This window comes from Streptomyces sp. NBC_00631, assembly GCF_045206895.1.
Lineage (GTDB): Bacteria > Actinomycetota > Actinomycetes > Streptomycetales > Streptomycetaceae > Streptomyces.
Map to the genome: position 1 here is coordinate 650944 of NZ_CP107734.1, position 16225 is coordinate 667168.

20 protein-coding genes are annotated in these 16225 nt (G+C 72.2%); 8 read left to right on the forward strand and 12 right to left on the reverse strand.

Annotated features, from left to right (window positions below; all coding sequences use genetic code 11):
* Window positions 1-15: 15 nt before the first annotated feature.
* A complete protein-coding gene (locus tag OHB00_RS03260) occupies window positions 16-1533 on the forward strand; it encodes a tryptophan 7-halogenase (RefSeq protein WP_406430994.1) in 1518 nt (505 codons plus the stop codon).
* Between the two features lie 35 nt (window positions 1534-1568).
* Here OHB00_RS03260 and OHB00_RS03265 read toward each other — a convergent pair whose 3' ends face one another.
* Together OHB00_RS03265 and OHB00_RS03270 are read right to left on the reverse strand one after the other, a co-directional pair.
* Complete coding sequence (locus OHB00_RS03265; RefSeq protein WP_406430996.1) at window positions 1569-2798, reverse strand: alpha/beta hydrolase family protein; 1230 nt, start codon at window positions 2796-2798, stop codon at window positions 1569-1571.
* A 216-nt stretch (window positions 2799-3014) separates the two neighbouring features.
* Entirely contained in the window at window positions 3015-3785 is a 771-nt protein-coding gene (locus tag OHB00_RS03270) for a dienelactone hydrolase family protein (RefSeq protein WP_406430998.1), read from the reverse strand.
* Between the two features lie 253 nt (window positions 3786-4038).
* Here OHB00_RS03270 and OHB00_RS03275 point away from each other — a divergent pair, with 253 nt between their 5' ends.
* A complete protein-coding gene (locus OHB00_RS03275; RefSeq protein ID WP_406431000.1) occupies window positions 4039-5274 on the forward strand; it encodes an MFS transporter in 1236 nt (411 codons plus the stop codon).
* 49 nt (window positions 5275-5323) lie between these two features.
* On the opposite strand, the gene OHB00_RS03280 is transcribed toward OHB00_RS03275, so the two are convergent.
* Window positions 5324-5977 carry a dienelactone hydrolase family protein gene (locus OHB00_RS03280; RefSeq protein ID WP_406431002.1) on the reverse strand — a complete coding sequence of 218 codons (654 nt, stop codon included), beginning with the start codon at window positions 5975-5977 and terminating at the stop codon, window positions 5324-5326.
* A 139-nt stretch (window positions 5978-6116) separates the two neighbouring features.
* Between OHB00_RS03280 and OHB00_RS03285 the strand changes: the two genes are divergently transcribed.
* The 4 genes from OHB00_RS03285 (at window position 6117) to OHB00_RS03300 (ending at window position 8135) form a co-directional block, all read left to right on the forward strand.
* A complete protein-coding gene (locus OHB00_RS03285) occupies window positions 6117-6647 on the forward strand; it encodes a hypothetical protein (RefSeq protein WP_406431004.1) in 531 nt (176 codons plus the stop codon).
* Window positions 6648-6705: 58 nt separating this feature from the next.
* A complete protein-coding gene (locus OHB00_RS03290; RefSeq protein ID WP_406431006.1) occupies window positions 6706-6912 on the forward strand; it encodes a hypothetical protein in 207 nt (68 codons plus the stop codon).
* A 24-nt stretch (window positions 6913-6936) separates the two neighbouring features.
* A complete protein-coding gene (locus tag OHB00_RS03295) occupies window positions 6937-7413 on the forward strand; it encodes an SRPBCC family protein (protein ID WP_406431008.1) in 477 nt (158 codons plus the stop codon).
* Window positions 7414-7613: 200 nt separating this feature from the next.
* The gene (locus OHB00_RS03300) at window positions 7614-8135 is read left to right on the forward strand and encodes a hypothetical protein (protein WP_406431010.1); all 522 of its coding nucleotides are present in this window, start codon (window positions 7614-7616) and stop codon (window positions 8133-8135) included.
* 16 nt (window positions 8136-8151) lie between these two features.
* Here the strand turns inward: OHB00_RS03300 and OHB00_RS03305 are convergent, their stop codons facing one another.
* The 3 genes from OHB00_RS03305 to OHB00_RS03315 all read right to left on the reverse strand — a co-directional run bounded on the left by OHB00_RS03305 (window position 8152) and on the right by OHB00_RS03315 (window position 9484).
* Window positions 8152-8289 carry a hypothetical protein gene (locus tag OHB00_RS03305; RefSeq protein WP_406431012.1) on the reverse strand — a complete coding sequence of 46 codons (138 nt, stop codon included), beginning with the start codon at window positions 8287-8289 and terminating at the stop codon, window positions 8152-8154.
* Window positions 8290-8428: 139 nt separating this feature from the next.
* Window positions 8429-8992 (reverse strand): hemerythrin domain-containing protein, encoded by a 564-nt coding sequence (locus OHB00_RS03310; protein ID WP_406431014.1) that lies wholly within the window; start codon window positions 8990-8992, stop codon window positions 8429-8431.
* Between the two features lie 123 nt (window positions 8993-9115).
* Entirely contained in the window at window positions 9116-9484 is a 369-nt protein-coding gene (locus tag OHB00_RS03315; RefSeq protein ID WP_406431016.1) for a DUF6479 family protein, read from the reverse strand.
* A 231-nt stretch (window positions 9485-9715) separates the two neighbouring features.
* Between OHB00_RS03315 and ctaD the strand changes: the two genes are divergently transcribed.
* A complete protein-coding gene (ctaD, locus tag OHB00_RS03320) occupies window positions 9716-11392 on the forward strand; it encodes a cytochrome c oxidase subunit I (protein ID WP_406431018.1) in 1677 nt (558 codons plus the stop codon).
* Complete coding sequence (locus OHB00_RS03325) at window positions 11389-11790, forward strand: cytochrome c oxidase subunit 4 (RefSeq protein WP_406431020.1); 402 nt, start codon at window positions 11389-11391, stop codon at window positions 11788-11790. The genes ctaD and OHB00_RS03325 overlap by 4 nt, the downstream gene beginning before the upstream one ends.
* Here the strand turns inward: OHB00_RS03325 and OHB00_RS03330 are convergent.
* From OHB00_RS03330 to OHB00_RS03355, 6 genes are all read right to left on the reverse strand, one after another.
* The gene (locus OHB00_RS03330; RefSeq protein ID WP_406431022.1) at window positions 11711-13228 is read right to left on the reverse strand and encodes a cytochrome bc complex cytochrome b subunit; all 1518 of its coding nucleotides are present in this window, start codon (window positions 13226-13228) and stop codon (window positions 11711-11713) included. The genes OHB00_RS03325 and OHB00_RS03330 overlap by 80 nt on opposite strands.
* A gap of 139 nt (window positions 13229-13367) precedes the next feature.
* Window positions 13368-13787 (reverse strand): CBS domain-containing protein, encoded by a 420-nt coding sequence (locus OHB00_RS03335; protein WP_406431024.1) that lies wholly within the window; start codon window positions 13785-13787, stop codon window positions 13368-13370.
* Between the two features lie 90 nt (window positions 13788-13877).
* Window positions 13878-14603, reverse strand: a complete 726-nt coding sequence (locus OHB00_RS03340) for a metallophosphoesterase (RefSeq protein ID WP_406431027.1) — start codon at window positions 14601-14603, stop codon at window positions 13878-13880.
* Window positions 14600-14842 carry a BON domain-containing protein gene (locus tag OHB00_RS03345; protein ID WP_406431029.1) on the reverse strand — a complete coding sequence of 81 codons (243 nt, stop codon included), beginning with the start codon at window positions 14840-14842 and terminating at the stop codon, window positions 14600-14602. The genes OHB00_RS03340 and OHB00_RS03345 overlap by 4 nt, the downstream gene beginning before the upstream one ends.
* Window positions 14839-15492 (reverse strand): hypothetical protein, encoded by a 654-nt coding sequence (locus OHB00_RS03350; protein ID WP_406431031.1) that lies wholly within the window; start codon window positions 15490-15492, stop codon window positions 14839-14841. Before OHB00_RS03350 ends, OHB00_RS03345 begins: the two co-directional genes overlap by 4 nt.
* Window positions 15489-16214 carry a diguanylate cyclase gene (locus OHB00_RS03355; protein ID WP_406431033.1) on the reverse strand — a complete coding sequence of 242 codons (726 nt, stop codon included), beginning with the start codon at window positions 16212-16214 and terminating at the stop codon, window positions 15489-15491. Before OHB00_RS03355 ends, OHB00_RS03350 begins: the two co-directional genes overlap by 4 nt.
* Window positions 16215-16225: the final 11 nt, after the last annotated feature.

A 16225-nucleotide genomic window follows, 5' to 3' on the forward strand; every position in this document is an offset into this window, starting at 1 on the left:
AAGAGGAGCTCCCTGATGACCGCACCACCCGAGAGAGACTCGGAGCACGCCGAGCACGGCGAGTACGACCTGATCGTCGTCGGTGGCGGGCCGGCCGGCTCGACCGCCGCGACGGCCGTGGCCCGGCGTGGGCACCGGGTGCTTCTGCTGGAGCGGGAGACCTTTCCCCGTTACCAGATCGGCGAGTCGCTGCTGCCCGCCACCGTCCACGGTCTGTGCCGCCTGCTCGGCGTCGCCGACGAGGTCGCGGCGGCCGGTTTCACCCTCAAGCGCGGCGGGACCCTGCGCTGGGGCCGGGACCCGGAGCCCTGGCAGTTCTCCTTCGCGACGACCCCCCGGCTGCCGGAACCCACCGCGACCGCCTTCCAGGTGGAGCGCTCCCGGTTCGACGAGATCCTGCTGCGCAACGCCGAACGCTTCGGCGCCGAGGTACGTGAGGGCAGTCCCGTACGCCGGGTGCTCGCCGAGGGCGAGCGGGTGCGCGGTGTCGAGTACACCGGCCGGGACGGCTCCCCGCGCACCGCGCACGCCCGGTTCGTCATCGACGCGTCCGGCAACAGCAGCCGGATCCACGCCCGGGTGGGCGGGGCGCGGGTGTACTCGGACTTCTTCCGCAACCTCGCGGTGTTCGGCTACTACGCGGGCGGCCGCCGGCTGCCCGCGCCGAACGACGGCAACATCTTCTGCGCCGCGTTCGACGCCGGCTGGCTCTGGTACATCCCGCTCCGCCCCGACCTGACCAGCGTCGGTGCCGTGATCGCGCCGGAGCACTACGCGGCCGTCCAGCACGATCCGCGCGCCGCGTGGCAGGACATGATCAAGGCCTGCCCCGAGGTCGACGGCCTGCTGAGGGACGTACCGGTCGCGACCGAGCCGCCGTACGACCGGGTCCGGGTGCGCAAGGACTACTCGTACTGGAAGACGTCCCTGTGGATCCCGGGCATGGCGCTGGCCGGCGATGCGGCCTGCTTCGTGGACCCCGTGCTCTCCTCCGGCGTCCATCTGGCCACCTACGGCGCCCTGCTGGCGGCCCGCGCGGTGAACGCGGCCCTGGAGGGCAGTGTGCCCGAGGAGCGCGGCTTCGCCGAGTTCGAGGCGCGCTACCGCCGCGAGTACGGGGTGTTCTACGAGTTCCTCGTCGCGTTCTACGACATGGAGCGGGACGAGGACTCGGACTTCTGGTCGGCGAAGAAGATCACCCAGGTGGACGTCGGTGAGGCCGCCGCCTTCGCCGAGCTGGCCGGGGGCGTGGCGTCGGGCGACACCGGGATACCCGGCGCCGGCGGGCTCGGCGTCCGGTGGAGCACGGCGGCGGCCGAACTGGAGGGCGCGGTGGGCCGGTTGGCCACGGCCGACGACCGCACGAACCCGCTCCTGGCCACCCGGGTCGTCGCCGAGACCTTCCGCACCGGCAACGGCCTCCAGGAGCGGGCCCTGTACGGCGCCCCGCTGGACGGCGCCCCGGCCGCACCGCCTGCCTCCGCCGGCCGGCTCGGGGTCACCGAGGACGGTCTGTCCTGGCTCCCGCACTGACACCGGCGGGGCGGGGGCGGCGGACTGGCGGCCCCTCACCGGGTGAAGGGACGCACCTCCGGCGCACGGGCCGGCAGGTCTGCTGCCTTCCGGCCGCGCAGCCGGCGGTCGAAGAAGGAGGCGAGGCAGGCCCGTTCGGCGGGGATCGCGCGGGCGGGGACGATGGTGCCGATGTTCTCCACGACCGTCGTACGGGGCAACCCGAGCCGACGGGCGAGCTGCGGGATCATCGCCTCCTCGTCGGTGAACGTGGCGTGTTCGGCGCCGCTCAGGGTCAGGCCCTCGCGCGGGCCGCGGCTGTGGCGCCACAAGGAGTTCCAGGACGGGACCGTGCTCAGGTCGTTGCCGTCCTTGCCGATCAGCAGGAAGGGGCGGTCGAGTCCGTCGGCGGCGGCGGTGGAGAGGTGGCCGCGGTCGCCGTCGTCCTGGACGTACGCGAGCACGCCGTCCAGGTTGGCTCCGGCCGCGATGCGCCGGTCGTCGTGCATCGTCTGGAGGGCGGTGAAGCCTCCGGCCGAGTGGCCGAACATGCCGATACGGTCCCAGTCCGTCGTGCCGCGCAGCTCCGGGGGCAGCGCCCGGGGCAGTGCGCCGAGCAGGAAGCGGGTGTCGGCCACCCGTACGCCGACCGTCTTCTTCAGGAGGGCCGCGATGCGCTTCTTGTCGGGGTAGGCCTTGTCGTACTCCGCGGGCAGCACGGTGCGTTCGACGCGGCCGCCGGGGAACTGGACGGCCGTGGCGTCGTAGGTGTGGTCGAGCATCACCACGACGTAGCCGCGGGAGGCGAGGTCGTCGCAGAGGGTGGTGCCGAGGGAACGCGGGTCGCCGGTACCGGGTGAGTAACAGACGAGAGGGTACGGGCCGCGGTCCCGGTCGACCGGGGCGCCCTGGTGCGCGTGGGTGCGGGTGGCGGCCCAGTCGACCTTGTCGGCGGGCACGCCGGCGAGGTTGTTGACGGCGGCGAAGCCGGCGGCCTCCCCGGGCAGCATCTGCGGTGCCCTCGGGTGGCGACCGGTGTCCCGCGCCGGATAGCGGACGCTGATCATCAGCTCCCGGTCCCGCTGTGCGGTCTTCCAGGGATCGGCGCGTGAGGTGTCGACCAGCCGCAGGGAGACCGTCCCCACCGGACACGGACCGCTGGGCGGGGGCAGGGTCAGCCGCACCTGCCCTGCCGTGCGCTGCGCGGCCGACGCGGTACGCGCGGAGACGGCGGGCAGGGTGGCGGCGGCGACGGCCGACAGCAGGGCGGTGCGGCGGGTGAGCAAGGGAGGGCCTCCTTGACTGCGCGGACGGCGCGGATCGCGCGGGTTCAGCGACTCCGCTCAGCTTCGTGGACGGGCTCGGCCGTCACCATCCGGCAAGCCGGTTGTCACGTCCGGGGGTCAGCCCTACTGTGTGTCGCCCTGCCGTGCCCGGGGCGGCGCCGCCGAGGGCGTGGGAACCGGCGCCCGGCAGGCTGCCGGGCGCCGGTGGTCGTCAGCTCAGCTCAGGGCCGGTGCCGGCACGGACCGGGTGAGGTGCCGGACGAAGAACCGGGCCGCGCTGTCCGCCTCGAACCTGGGGTGTTCCTTGTGCCTGCCCGCGTTGGCGTGCAGGGTCTTCTCCGGGGAGGCGAAGGCGTCGAACAACGCGAGACCGGCCTCGCGAGGGATGTGTTCGTCGTCCCACTGGAGATGGAACTGGACCGGGACGGTGATCCGCCGTGCCGACGCGGCCAGGGCGTCGGGCCAGTGCAGGCCGAGGACCGCGGCGGTGATCCTGGGGTCGGCCGCCGTCAGCGGCACCCCGATCGCGGTGCCCATGTTGAGGCCGTAGTAGCCCACCGGTCCGTCGGCGCCGATCTCGGGAAGGGCCTGGAGCGCGTCCAGGGTCGCCTGCCACTCGGGTACGGCGCGCTCCGCGAGGTGGGCGTTGTAGCGGACCACGATCGGGCCTTCGGGCTCGCCCGCCTCCCGTGCCCGGTAGAGCGCGGCGATCTCCTGCTGGTCGTGCTCGGTGCGCGGCCGGTCGCCGTGGCCGGGCGAGTCGATGCAGGCGACGTGGAAACCGCCGCCGTGCACCAGTCGGTGCGCGCGGCCGGGCATCGCCGGCCACTTCTTGTGGGTGCCGCCGCCGTGGCCCATCAGGACCAGGGGGGCGCGCTCGGACGCGGACGCGGGCGACCAGAGCACACCGGGGATGTCACCCACGGTGAAATCGCGTTCGACGACGCCGTCCGACGTCGTCTCGGCGGTGAACTGCACGGAATGCATGGGTTGTTGCCTTTCGGGATGGCCTTGGCGTTCAGGCGCTCCCGGCGACACCTACGTCAATCGCCCGACCGTGACGGAGCGAGGGAGCACCCACTCGGGTACAGCGTTCATGGGTCTCACCTCCTCGCGGATCAGCACGGCCCCACGGACGTTACGCACCCGACGCCCGTCCGTCCACCGCATTTTGGTTCGTCCAAGCCTCGTCGATCTTTGTCCATGGACGCGACCGTCCCTCGGCGGTGAGGGTCGGTCCATGGGCGGATTCGGGGTCGGTGACGGGCAGGTGCTGGTGGACGGGCGCGCGGGGCCGCGACGGGCGTCGGGTGGGCTGGTGGCGCTGGCCCTGGGCGGTTTCGGGATCGGGCTCACCGAGTTCCTGATCGCCGGGCTGCTGCCGCAGGTGGCATCGGGTTTCGCGGTGTCCGGGGCGGCCGCGGGCCGGCTGATCTCCGGGTACGCGCTGAGTGTCGCCGTGGGGGCGATCGCGCTCACCGCGGCGACCGCGCGGCTGCCTCGCAAGCAGGTCCTGGTCGGCCTGGTGGCCCTGTTCGTCGTCGGCAACCTGCTGTCCGCGATCGCGCCGACCTACTCGGTGATGCTGCTGGGGCGGATCGTCGCCGCCCTGTGCCACGGCTCGTTCTTCGGCATCGGCTCGCTGGTCGCGCGCGGCCTGGTCGAGCCGGAGCGGAAGTCCCGCGCGGTGGCGGTGATGTTCGCCGGCCTGACGGTCGCGAACGTACTCGGTGTGCCGTTCGGTGCGCTGGTGGGCGAGCGCTGGGGCTGGCGGGCGGCCTTCTGGGCCGTCACGGCGATCGGCGTGCTGGCGCTGGCCGCCATCGTGGTCCTCGTCCCCGGCCGGGCGGGGCCGGTTCCGGGCGGCGGGACGCCCAGTGGCCTGCGGGAGCAGTTCCGTGCGCTGGGGTCCTCGCAGGTCTGGCTCACGCTGGCGGCCACCGCGCTCGGCTACGGCGGGATGTTCGGGGCGTTCAGCTACATCGGCTACACCTTCACCGAGGTCAGCGGGTTCGCTCCGGCGGACGTCGGCTGGCTGCTGATGGTGTACGGCGTCGGTCTCGTCGTGGGAAACCTGATCGGCGGCCGGGCCGCGGACCGCGACCGGGACCGCGCCCTGGTCCTCGCGCTCCTCGGACTGACCGTCACCCTGGCCCTGTTCGGCCTGCTGGCCGGCAGTGCCGTGGCGTCTGTGGCGCTGGTGTTCCTGATGGGGGTGACCGGGTTCGCCGCCGTACCCGGCATGATCACTCGGGTGACCGATGCCGCCCGGGGGGCCGCGCTGGCCGCGAGCGCCAACGTGTCGGCGTCCAACGTCGGGAACGCGCTCGGCGCCTGGCTCGGCGGCCTGGCCATCACCGCGGGCCTCGGCTACACGGCGCCGCTCTACACCGGTGCCGCGCTCACGCTGGCCGCCCTGGTCGTCATGCTCGTGACCGTACGGCAGGCCAAGTCACCTGTACGGCGGAACGGTTGAAGGGAGGCTGGTGATGTTCACGACCCGTCCCCCGGCGCCCTGAGCGGTGTCAGAGGGGCAGCCGGTGGGCGAACCAGTCGCCGGCCAGGTGCGCGACGCGTTCCAGGGTGCCGGGCTCCTCGAACAGGTGGGTCGCGCCGGGGACCACCTCCAGCCGGGCCTCGCCCGGGATCCGCCGCATCGCCTCCCGGTTGAGCCGCAGCACCTCCTGGTCGCGCCCGCCGACGATCAGCAAGGTCGGTTGCCCGACCGCCGTCAGCGCGTCCCCGGCCAGGTCCGGCCGCCCGCCCCGGCTGACCACCGCGCGGACCGTCTCCGGGCGTGCGGAGGCGGCGACGAGGGCGGCCGCGGCGCCCGTGCTCGCGCCGAAGAGCCCGCACCCCAGGCCCGCGGCGGGCCGGTACCCCCGGAGCCAGTCGGCGAGGCCGACCAGGCGCGCGGCGAGCAGGCCGATGTCGAAGCGGAGCGCACCCGTGACCGCGTCGGTCGTCTCCTCCTCGCGGGTGAGCAGGTCGGCGAGGACGGTGCCGATCCGGGCCGCGTGCAGTTCGCCGGCGACGAAGCGGTTGCGGGGACTGTGCCGGCTGCTGCCGCTGCCGTGCGCGAACAGCACGACCCCCGTCGCCGCCTCGGGCACGGCCACGTCGGCGTCGAGCCGCACGCCGGTGGCGGGTATCCGCACGCTCTCCACGACCGCGCTCACGGTGCCCTCCTCACCTGCGGGAGTTCCATGATGCTCCGGGCGTGGACCGCGTGTCGCGGGCGGCCGGATTCGGCGCTCCTTGCCGGGTACTCGGCTTCTGCCGCCGCAAAGCCGACGGCGGGAAACGAGGAAACGAGCGATGACGACACCGACCCACCACCGAACCCGCCCGGGGGTGAGCGGGCTCCGGATGGACCTGCTCGGGATCTATCTCAACGACCACCTGGCCGGGGCCACGGTCGGCGCCGGCCGCGCCCGGTTCATGGCGCGCTCGCACCGTGGCACTCCGGCGGCCGGAGCCCTGCGGGTGCTCGCGGACGAGATCGCCGAGGACCGTACGAGTCTGCTCGGCGTCATGCGGCGCCTGGGTGTGCCGGAGCGCCGGTACAAGACCGTCGCCGCGGGCACGGCCGAGCGACTCGGACGCCTCAAGAGCAACGGGCGTCTCCTGCGTCCTTCGCCGCTGACACTGGTGATCGAGCTGGAGTTCCTCCGGCTGGGGGTCAAGGGCAAGGAACTCGGCTGGCGAACCCTGCGGTCACTGGCCGAGGCGGACGACCGCCTCGACGAGCACGTACTCGACGCGCTGATCGAACGGGCCCATCGCCAGATGAGCACGCTGGAGGACCTGCGGGTCGGCGCGGCCCGGGACGTGCTGATCAACGGCTGACGCGCCTTCGCCCGGCCGACGGGTGTTGCCCGCACATCGGGTGGGGTACCCGGCCGCTGTGCGAAAGCGAACCGAACGCAACGCGAAGGACGGAGGGCCCCGGACCGTCAAGGACGAGCTGCTGGAGCAGGTCGAGAAGCGTGCCGGCCGGGAGGATGCCGACCGGGGCGCGCCCGAGCCGGCCGGGTCCGGCGACCCGATCACCCCGAACCCCGGGGCCGATGAGAAAACCCTCCGGGGACGCAAGTCCGCGCCCCGGGAATGAGCCGCCTGCGACGAGGAGGAACAGATGAGCACGGTCAAGGAAGCCGTGGACGTCGGCGTCCCGATCCACACGGCCTACAACCAATGGACCCAGTTCGCGGACTTCCCGAACTTCATGGAGGGGGTCGACGAGGTCACGCAGCTCGACGACCGGCACAACCACTGGACCACCAGCATCGGCGGGGTGCGGCGCGAGTTCGACACCGAGATCGTCGACCAGTTGCCGGACGACCGGATCACCTGGCGGACCATCGACGGCGACACCCGGCAGCGCGGGTCCGTCCGCTTCGAGCCCCTCGACCAGACCCACACCCGGGTCGAGCTCACGATGGACGTGGAGCCCTCCGGGATGGCCGAGAAGGGCGCGGACGCGCTCGGCATGATCGACCGCCGGGTCAAGGGCGACCTGCGTCGCTTCAAGGACTTCATCGAGCACCGCGGCGCCGAGAGCGGCGCCTGGCGCGGCCGGATCCGGCCAGGTGACCCCGGCGGCCTGCACTGAGAGCGGCCGGCAGCCGTCGCACTCCTGGAACCCCGGGCCCGCGCGGTGGGCCCGGGGTTCCGCCGTCTGCGGGGCGCTCCTGCGACGCACTGTGTGCAGAACCACGTCGCCCGGCGCCTTTGGGCCATATCTCCGCGAGCCCGCCTCGGGATACCGTTTTGTCGTTTCCCGGTTGGTTTCAGGCTTCGGACGGTTGGGCAGTGCTCGAAGATCTCTCGCCGCTCATCGCGGCGACCGCTCGCTGGCTCGCGGGCGCCTTTCCCGCCCACGGCGGCGCCTTCGCCGCCGCGCGGTGCGAGGCGCAGGTGCGGCAGGCCGTGACGGTCGCGGCCTGGCTGCGCTATCCGACGACGCTGGACGCGGGTCTGGTCGCGATGACGGGTCCGGGAGGTTCCGCGCGGCTGGACTGGGTGACCGGCTCGGACACCGCTCACGACCCGGACGGCGACTGGCGCACCTGGGTCGACGAGGTGGTGGCGAGCTGGGCAGCCGGCCTGCTCTGCGACCCCGAGCTGGCGAGCGCCGCGGTCGGCGCGCTCGCGGTGGGCGAACACCTGGCGTGGGGCCCCGTGGACTTCCGGCGGCTGCTCGTCCCGGACGAGGACGACCGGCGGGCGGCGTCGCTGCTGCGCCATCCTGACCTGCTCGCGCCGGTGGCCGCACTCCACCGTGAGCAGCTGCTGCAGCGCCTCGACCGGCCCGGCCGGCCCGTGTCGGCCTGAGCCTGAGCCCCGGTGCTCAGGCGGCCGTCTCCAGGGTTTCCGCCAGGGGCGCGTCGCCGTGACGTGGCCGGATCAGCACCGGTGCCGCGGGGCGCCGTACCGGTAGGGCGAAGCCGGCCGCGATCGTCCCGGCGGTGAGGAGTCCGCCGCTCACCAGCGCTCCACGTGCTCCGGCGTCTCCATGAGCAGGCCGAGCGACGCGACGGTACGGTCACCGGCCCTCGGCCGACCGTGGGCATGCGGGGGCCCGGCGCGCGCGGCGCCGGGCCCGGTGTCGGACGGCGGAGGACGGGTCAGCCGGGTTTGCCGCGGCCCGTCAGCGCGTCGCGGAGCCGGTCGACGAGACCGGCGCCCGGTGCCAGCATCTTGTTGGCGGGGGGCTTGTCAGGGGCGGCGGGGTGAGGCCGGGTCGGTGCCGTCTTCTTCGCCTGGCGGACCTTGTCGCCCAGATCGTCGAGGGCCTCCGGCGGACACGCGGCGCGGAGCCTGGGGAAGAGGTTCTGCTCCTCGTCCTCCACATGCATGCGGATCTCGCTCATCAGAGAGCTCATGAGCGCGTCGAACCGGGCGTCGTCCGGTTCGCAGCTTTCCAGGTCCTTCATGATCCGCTCGGCCTTGGCGTGGTCCTCGATCTCCTTGTCGGCCAGGGCGCCACCGCCCTCGACGTGCTTGCGCACCGCCGGGTAGAGATAGGCCTCCTCGGCCACCGAGTGCCGTACCAGTTCCATCGTGGCCTGGTCGGCGTACAACTTGCGGTTCTTGTCACCGGACGGCAGTGCCTCGATCTTGCCGAAGATCTCCTCCACCTCTCGGTGGTCGGTCATCAGCTCGTCGATGACGTTTCCCCCATGTCCCATGCCCTTCACCTCCGCTCGTGGCACGGCGGTCCGGAATCGGATCCGCCGCGGCCCGAGTGCCCGCCACCAGGCACCTCACACGAACCGCGTCGGAGGCGAGACGGCGGCGGCCGGAGCGGCGGCTCACTTCGCGCCGCCGCCGCCGCTGCCGAAGGATCCGCTGGAGCCGGGCTGCCAGCGCGGGCGGGTCTGGTCGCCGCTGGGCCTGCTGGGCGCATTGCCGAGCTGGTGCGGGGTGAGACGCTCACCGTCGTCCCCTGCCCGGGGCACCTCGTTCGGTTCGCGCATGTTCCGCTCCTCGTACACCGGGCCGGAGTCGGGCAGCTTCGGCTGCTCCGAGCGCCGCGGCGGTGCCGGTTCCCGCCGCCGCACCCCGATGCCGAGGCGTACCGCCCCCATCAGCGCGGCCGTGAGAAGCACGCCACAGACGACGATGATGATCATCCCTGCCACCGAGCCGGCGGCGGCCAGTTGCTCAAGTGCTGTGTACATCAACGTCGGGTACCCGCCGACCGGCATCGAATGCCCGGCAGCGAGGCGTGGCGGACCGGGTCTCCGGCGGGTCACCGGTAGCGTCACCAGGAGCCGATCTGCCCTGTTCGCCCGCTATGCCGATTTCGGTGCGGCGGGCGGCAGCCGCGCCCCCACGGTCCGGCTGTCCCGGGTACGGCGAGCAGGGCACCCGCGAGGCGCTTTCCGCGCTCGGAACGGCCGAGGAGGACCATGAGCGAACTCTCGCAACGCGTCGGCGAAGCGCCCACGCCTCCTACGACGCCGACGGCGACGCCGCTGGGGCGCCGGCTGCTGGGCTGGGCGTCCACGACCGACCACAAGGTGATCGGCCGGCTGTACATGGTGACGGCGTTCTGCTTCTTCCTGTTCGCCGGGCTGCTGGCGCTGGGTATGCGGGCCGAACTGGCCCGTCCCGGGCTGCAGTTCCTCAGCGACCAGACCTACAACCAGTTCGTCACCATCCACGGCACGATCATGATGCTGCTGTTCGCGACCCCCATGTTCGCCGGTTTCTCGAACGCGATCATGCCGCTCCAGATCGGCGCCCCGGACCTGGCCTTCCCGCGGCTCAACGCGCTCTCGTACTGGATGTACCTGTTCGGCGGGCTGATCGTGGTCTCCGGGTTTCTGGTGCCCGGCGGGGCGGCGGCCTTCGGCTGGTTCGCCTACGCGCCGCTGAACAGCGCCTACTTCTCGCCCGGCGCCGGCGGCGACCTGTGGGTGATGGGGCTGGTCGTCTCGGGTGTGTCGACGACGCTGACCGCCGTGAACTTCCTCGCCACCATCCTGTGCCTGCGCGCCCCGGGCATGACCATGTTCCGGATGCCGATGTTCACCTGGAACGTGCTGTTCACGTCGATCCTCGTGCTGCCCGCGTTCCCCGTCCTGACGGCCGCGCTGCTGGCCCTCGAATCCGACCGGAAGTTCGGCTCGCACGTCTTCGACGCGCACAACGGCGGGGCGCTGCTGTGGCAGCACCTGTTCTGGTTCTTCGGGCATCCCGAGGTGTACATCGTGGCGTTGCCGTTCTTCGGCATCATCTCCGAGATCATCCCGGTGTTCTCGCGCAAGCCGCTGTTCGGATATCTCCCGATGATCGGGGCCACGACCTCCATCACCATGCTGTCCGCGGTCGTCTGGGCGCATCACATGTTCGCGACCGGGGCGGTGCTGCTGCCGTTCTTCTCCATCATGTCGTTCCTGATCGCCGTCCCGACCGGGATCAAGTTCTTCGCGTGGATCGGGACGATGCGCGGGGGCTCGCTCTCGTTCGAGACACCGATGCTGTGGTCGATGGGCTTCCTGGTGACGTTCCTGCTCGGCGGGCTGACCGGGGTGCTCATCGCGTCGCCGCCGATCGACTTCCACGTCACCGACTCCTACTTCATCGTGGCGCACCTGCACTACGTGCTGTTCGGCACGGTGGTGTTCGCGATGTTCGCCGGGTTCTACTTCTGGTGGCCCAAGTTCACCGGGAAGATGCTCGACGAGCGGTGGGGCAAGGTCCACTTCTGGCTGCTCTTCCTGGGGTTCCAGCTGACGTTCCTGGTGCAGCACTGGCTCGGCGCGGAGGGCATGCCCCGCCGGTACGCCGATTATCTGCCGGCCGACGGCTTCACCCTGCTCAACACCGTCTCGTCGGCGGGCGCGTTCCTGCTGGGCGTCTCCACGCTGCCGTTCCTCTACAACGTCTGGCTCACCGCCCACAAGGGGAAGCAGGTCGAGGAGGACGACCCGTGGGGGTTCGGGCGCGGCCTGGAGTGGGCGACGAGCTGCCCGCCGCCGCGGCACAACTTCGTGGCGCTGCCCCGGGTGCGGTCGGAGTCGCCGGCGTTCGACCTGCACCATCCGGAGATCGTGCAGGCGGAGAAGGAGGCGTTGCGGTGAAGGCGGAGGCACTGCTCTTCGGCGGGGTGGCCGTCTTCTTCGGGGCCGCCGCCGCGCTCTACGGGGTGTGGTCGCGGGCCGACCCGGCCGGGACGGCGGCGCTGATCGTGGCGTTCGGGATGGCCACGCTGGTGTCGTTCTTCTGCACGGTCACCTTCCTGCGCCACGGCCCGCGCGCCCAGGACCGTACGGAGGCGGAGGTGGCGGACTCCGCCGGGTCGGTCGAGTTCTTCCCGCCGCACAGCCTCTGGCCGATCGTCACCGCACTGGGGTTCGCGCTCGCGGCGACCGGGGTGGTGTTCGGGCTGTGGCTGTTCCTCATCGGCTTCGGTGTTCTGGCTCGGGGTGTTGCGGGACTGGTGTTCCAGTACGTGAACCGGGGGGTTGATCAGGACTGAGCGGCCGGCGTGGGGCGCCCGGCCGGAACGACGTCACCGGCCGGTGGTCGCTCTCGTAGCCGCCGGCGATCGTCTGCCGGACCTCACCGGTCTCCTCGCCCTCGGTCAGCCGCTCCTGTTCCGCGTGCAGCAGGGCACGGCACAGGGCGCGGGTGAGGAAGAACGCGACGACGGGGCCGCCGACCAGGGCGACGCGCAGGATCCAGGTCAGGGCGTTCACCGAGACCCGGAACGTCTGTGCCACCACGTCGTTGCCGCCGGCCAGCACCAGCACCCCGTAGAAGGTCACGCCGGCCACGCCGAGTCCGGTGCGCACGGGCCGTTCCCGGGGGCGCTCGCTGAAGTGCTGTTCCTGCCGCCACTCCCCCGTCAGCCGCTGCTCGACGAAGGGGTAGGCGTACAGGACGGCGAAGAGCAGCACGGGCAGGACCACGGCCGGCAGCAGGACGTTCCACATCAGGGTGTGTCCGGCGAAGTTCGTCTCCCAGGGCGGGACAAGGCGCAGCGAGCCTTCCAGGAAGCCCACGTACCAGTCCGGCTGGGAACCGGTCGAGGCCTGGTCGGGGCGGTAGGGGCCGTACTTCCACACCGGGTTGATCTGGGCGACCCCGGCGAGCGCCACCAGCAGTCCGGAGACGGTGAGGGACAGGCCGATGGAGGAGGCCGAGAACTGCGGGTAGAGCGGCTTTCCGACCACGTTGGTGTTCTTGTGACCCGGCCCGCGCCACTGCGTGTGCTTCAGGTGGAAGACCAGGATCAGGTGGACGGTGACCAGGGCGATCAGCGCGCCCGGCAGCAGCAGGATGTGCAGGCTGTACAGCCGGGGGATGATGTCGTGGCCGGGGAACTCGGAGCCGAACACGAACATGCTCACGTACGTCCCGGCCACGGGGATGGAGAGCATGATGCCCTGGGCGATCCGCAGTCCGGTGCCGGACAGGAGGTCGTCGGGGAGCGAGTAGCCGGCGAAGCCCTCGGCCAGGGCGAGCGCGAAGAGCGTGACGCCGATGGCCCAGTTCATCTCCCTGGGCCTGCGGAACGCGCCGGTGAAGAAGATCCGCAGCAGGTGCACGCCGATCGCGGCGACGAAGACCAGCGCGGCCCAGTGGTGGGCCTGGCGCATCAGCAGTCCGCCGCGCACGTCGAAGCTGATGTGCAGGGTGGAGTCGAAGGCCCCGGACACGGGCCGGCCGCGCAGCGGGACGTACGACCCCTGGTAGACGACGTCCCGCATCTCGGGCTTGAAGAAGAACGTCAGCCACACGCCCGTGAGCACCAGGACGATCAGGCTGTAGAGGGCGATCTCGCCGAGGAAGAACGACCAGTGGTCGGGGAAGGCCTTGCGCAGCAGCTGGCCGGCCCCGTCGTGGACGGGCAGCCGGGCGTCCACCGCGTCCGCGAACCGCTCGCCCGCCGCACCGCGCCCGCTGTTCTCCACACGCCCTCCTCGCCTCTCGCCATCCCTTGCCCGTCAGGCGCGGGGCGAGCACCCAGCCGACGCGAAACACTCGCGCGGCTGGGCTGTGGCACCCGATCGGCAGAGGGCGCGGCCGCCTCGGGGTGTCCCACGTCTCACCTCAGGTGTTGGGCCGGGCCGCGCTGATGTCGCCGAGGGCGGACTTCTCGTCGCGTTCGATCGCGAGGTCGCCGATGGCGAGGATGCCGACCGGCTGGTCGCCGTCGACGACCGGGAGCCGCCGTACGGCGTGCTCGCGCATCAGTTGGACCGCCCGGTCCAGGCTGTCGTCGGGAGTGACGGTCACCAGGTCGTCGCTGGCCGCCTGCATCACGGTGGTCTGATCGGGGTCGGCGCCCTCGGCGAAGGCCCGCACCACCAGGTCGCGGTCGCTCACCAGGCACCGCAGATGCCCCTCCTCGGTGACCAGGACCGCTCCGACGTCCTCGTCCCGCATCACCCGGGCCACGAAGGCCACCGACGCCTGCGGTTCGACGGTCACCAGGTCGCTGGTCATGATGTCGCGCACGTGCTGGGCCATGACCGGCCCCCTTCCCACTGTTCGAAGGTGTCTGTCGAGGACCGGGTACCCCTCGTGCCGGGTACCTCCCGGTTTGCCCGGGATCGGGTGCTACGTCGTGTTGAGCGAGTAGACGTGGAAGGCCCGTCCGATGACCGGCTGGGCGACGTTGCGCACCCGGACTCCCCCGCCGGTCATGCCGTGTTCCGTGCCGGCGTGCGCGTGCCCGTGGACGGCCAGGTCGGCGCCTACGGTGTCGATGGCCTCGGCGAGGAGGTAGCTGCCGAGGAACGGGTAGATCTCCGGGGGTTCGCCTGCCAGGGTGTCCGGGACGGGGGCGAAGTGGGTCAGGGCGATCCGTGCGTCGCACTCGTGCCGGCGCAGCTCTTCGAGGGCCGCGCGCAGGCCGTCGGCGCGGCGGCGTGTGTACCGCACGAACTCCTTCATCACGGGTTCGCCGAACTCTCCGGCGCACCGGCCGACGAACCCGCCGCCGAACCCCTTGGTGCCGGCGACGCCGATCCGCAGGCCCCGGTGGCTCACGACGGTCGCCTCGCCCTCCAGGACGTGCGCTCCGGCCTCCCGCAGGATGGCCGTGACCTCGTCGGGGTGGTCGTCGTGGTGGTCGTGGTTGCCGAGGACGGCGACGACCGGGACGCCGAGGTCCTTGATCTCCCGGGCGACGACCTGCGCCTCGTCGGGGGTGCCGTGCCGGGTGAGGTCACCGGCGAGCAGGAGGATGTCGGCACAGTCCGGCAGGGTCTCGAAGGCCGGGCGGAGGGTGCCCTGGCTGTCGGGCCCCATGTGGATGTCGCCGACGGCCGCTACCCGGGTCATGCCAGCACTTCCGGGTGGTCGGGCGGGGTGGTCTCGGCGACGACGATGTCGCAGTGGACCGGGACGCCCGCCAGTTCGTCGTGGACGGCGCGGCGGACGGCCTCGCGGCAGCCCGCCGACGGGACCGTGCCGGTCAGCAGGACCGTCTCGCCGCGGATCTCGGCCCGTACGCCCAGCTCGCCGCACGGCCCGGCGGCGAGGTGCTCGGCGACGTGCGCCACGCGGTATTCGAGGTTCATGGCTGCTCCTGCGGGGGGTCGATGACGTTCAGCCGCTCCAGGAGGAAGAGGAAGGCGGCGGGCATCGGCTCGTCCCCGCAGCGGCGCCGCACCTCTCCCCAGTCGACCTTCTCGCGCAGCGTGCGGGCCACCGGGAGGACGGCCCCGAAGTCGCAGTGGTGCTCCGAGAAGGCGGTGTTCAGGTTCACCAGCAGGTCGGTGGCGGACAGGACCGGCATGTGCACGGAGTCGACGGAGAGTTCCTCGGCGCGGGCCAGCAGGTCCACGGTGACCGGTTGGTGGGCGAGTTCGAAGATGATGTCGACGTCCTGGCCGAAGCAGGAGGTCTTCACCAGCCAGTCCTCCGGCGGGACGCGCACGGTCAGACCGGCCGAGCGCAGGGAGCCCGCCACGGCCTCGGCCTCCTCGGGCAGCACGCAGAAGTCGGCGTCGTGCCGGAGTCTGCCGCTGCCGCCGTGAGCGTAGACGGCGACGCTGCCGGCCAGCGCGAACTTGTGTCCGGCCCGCTTCAGGATGGCGCCGACCTGCTTGGTCGCCTCCAGGATGGCCTGGGTGCGGTCGGGCGGCAGCTGCCCGGACGCGGGTGGCTCCGCCTCCGGGTCGGCCGCCCGGAGCTCGGGGGCGGACGCCGCGCCCTGTCCGTTTCTCATCGCCGGCTCCCTTCGGCCGACACAGCAGGCACGGCCGGCACGCCCGACACGTCCGGCGCGGTCGGCAGGCCGGACGCGGTCGACACAGCGGGCTCGGCCGACGCCGCGCGCCGGCAGCGCCACAGCTCCTCGGCGTAGGGCACGACGACCCCGCAGACGACGGCCCCGGCGAGTCCGGCCAGGTACGTGGCGGGCAGCGGATGCTCCTTGGGCAGCAGCCGCCAGTCCTGCGGACCGGGGCCGCCGCGCAGGGTGGCGCGGACCTGGTCGGCGTGCAGGCAGGCGGTGAAGGCCAGGGCGGTGAGCGGCAGCACCTCCAGGAAGCTGTGGATGTGCTGCTCGATGGGCCGGACCTCGCGTTCGCCGACGGCCAGCGAGACGTCCCACACGGCCGTCGCGCCGTGGGCGAGGGCGGCACCGCCCATCACCGAGAGCACCAGGGGGTTGACCCGGGCCAGCAGACCCATGAGCACCGGTGCCCCGGCCTCGGACATCATCAGGGCGTGGACCGCGGACTCCTTGGTGCCGCTGGTGTGCTCGATCCGGGTCCGCCGGTGCATCCACCAGTCGGCGAGGCCGGGCAGCACCCACAGCGGCAGGGCGCCGTACAGGAGGAAGCGCCTGCTCGCGTCCTCCACCTCGGTCGAGTGGAGCGGAACGCGCAGGTCGGCGGAGCGCCGCCAGTTCCGCCAGGCCTTCCGGGGCAGCACGCGCAGTGCCATGAAAACCTCCG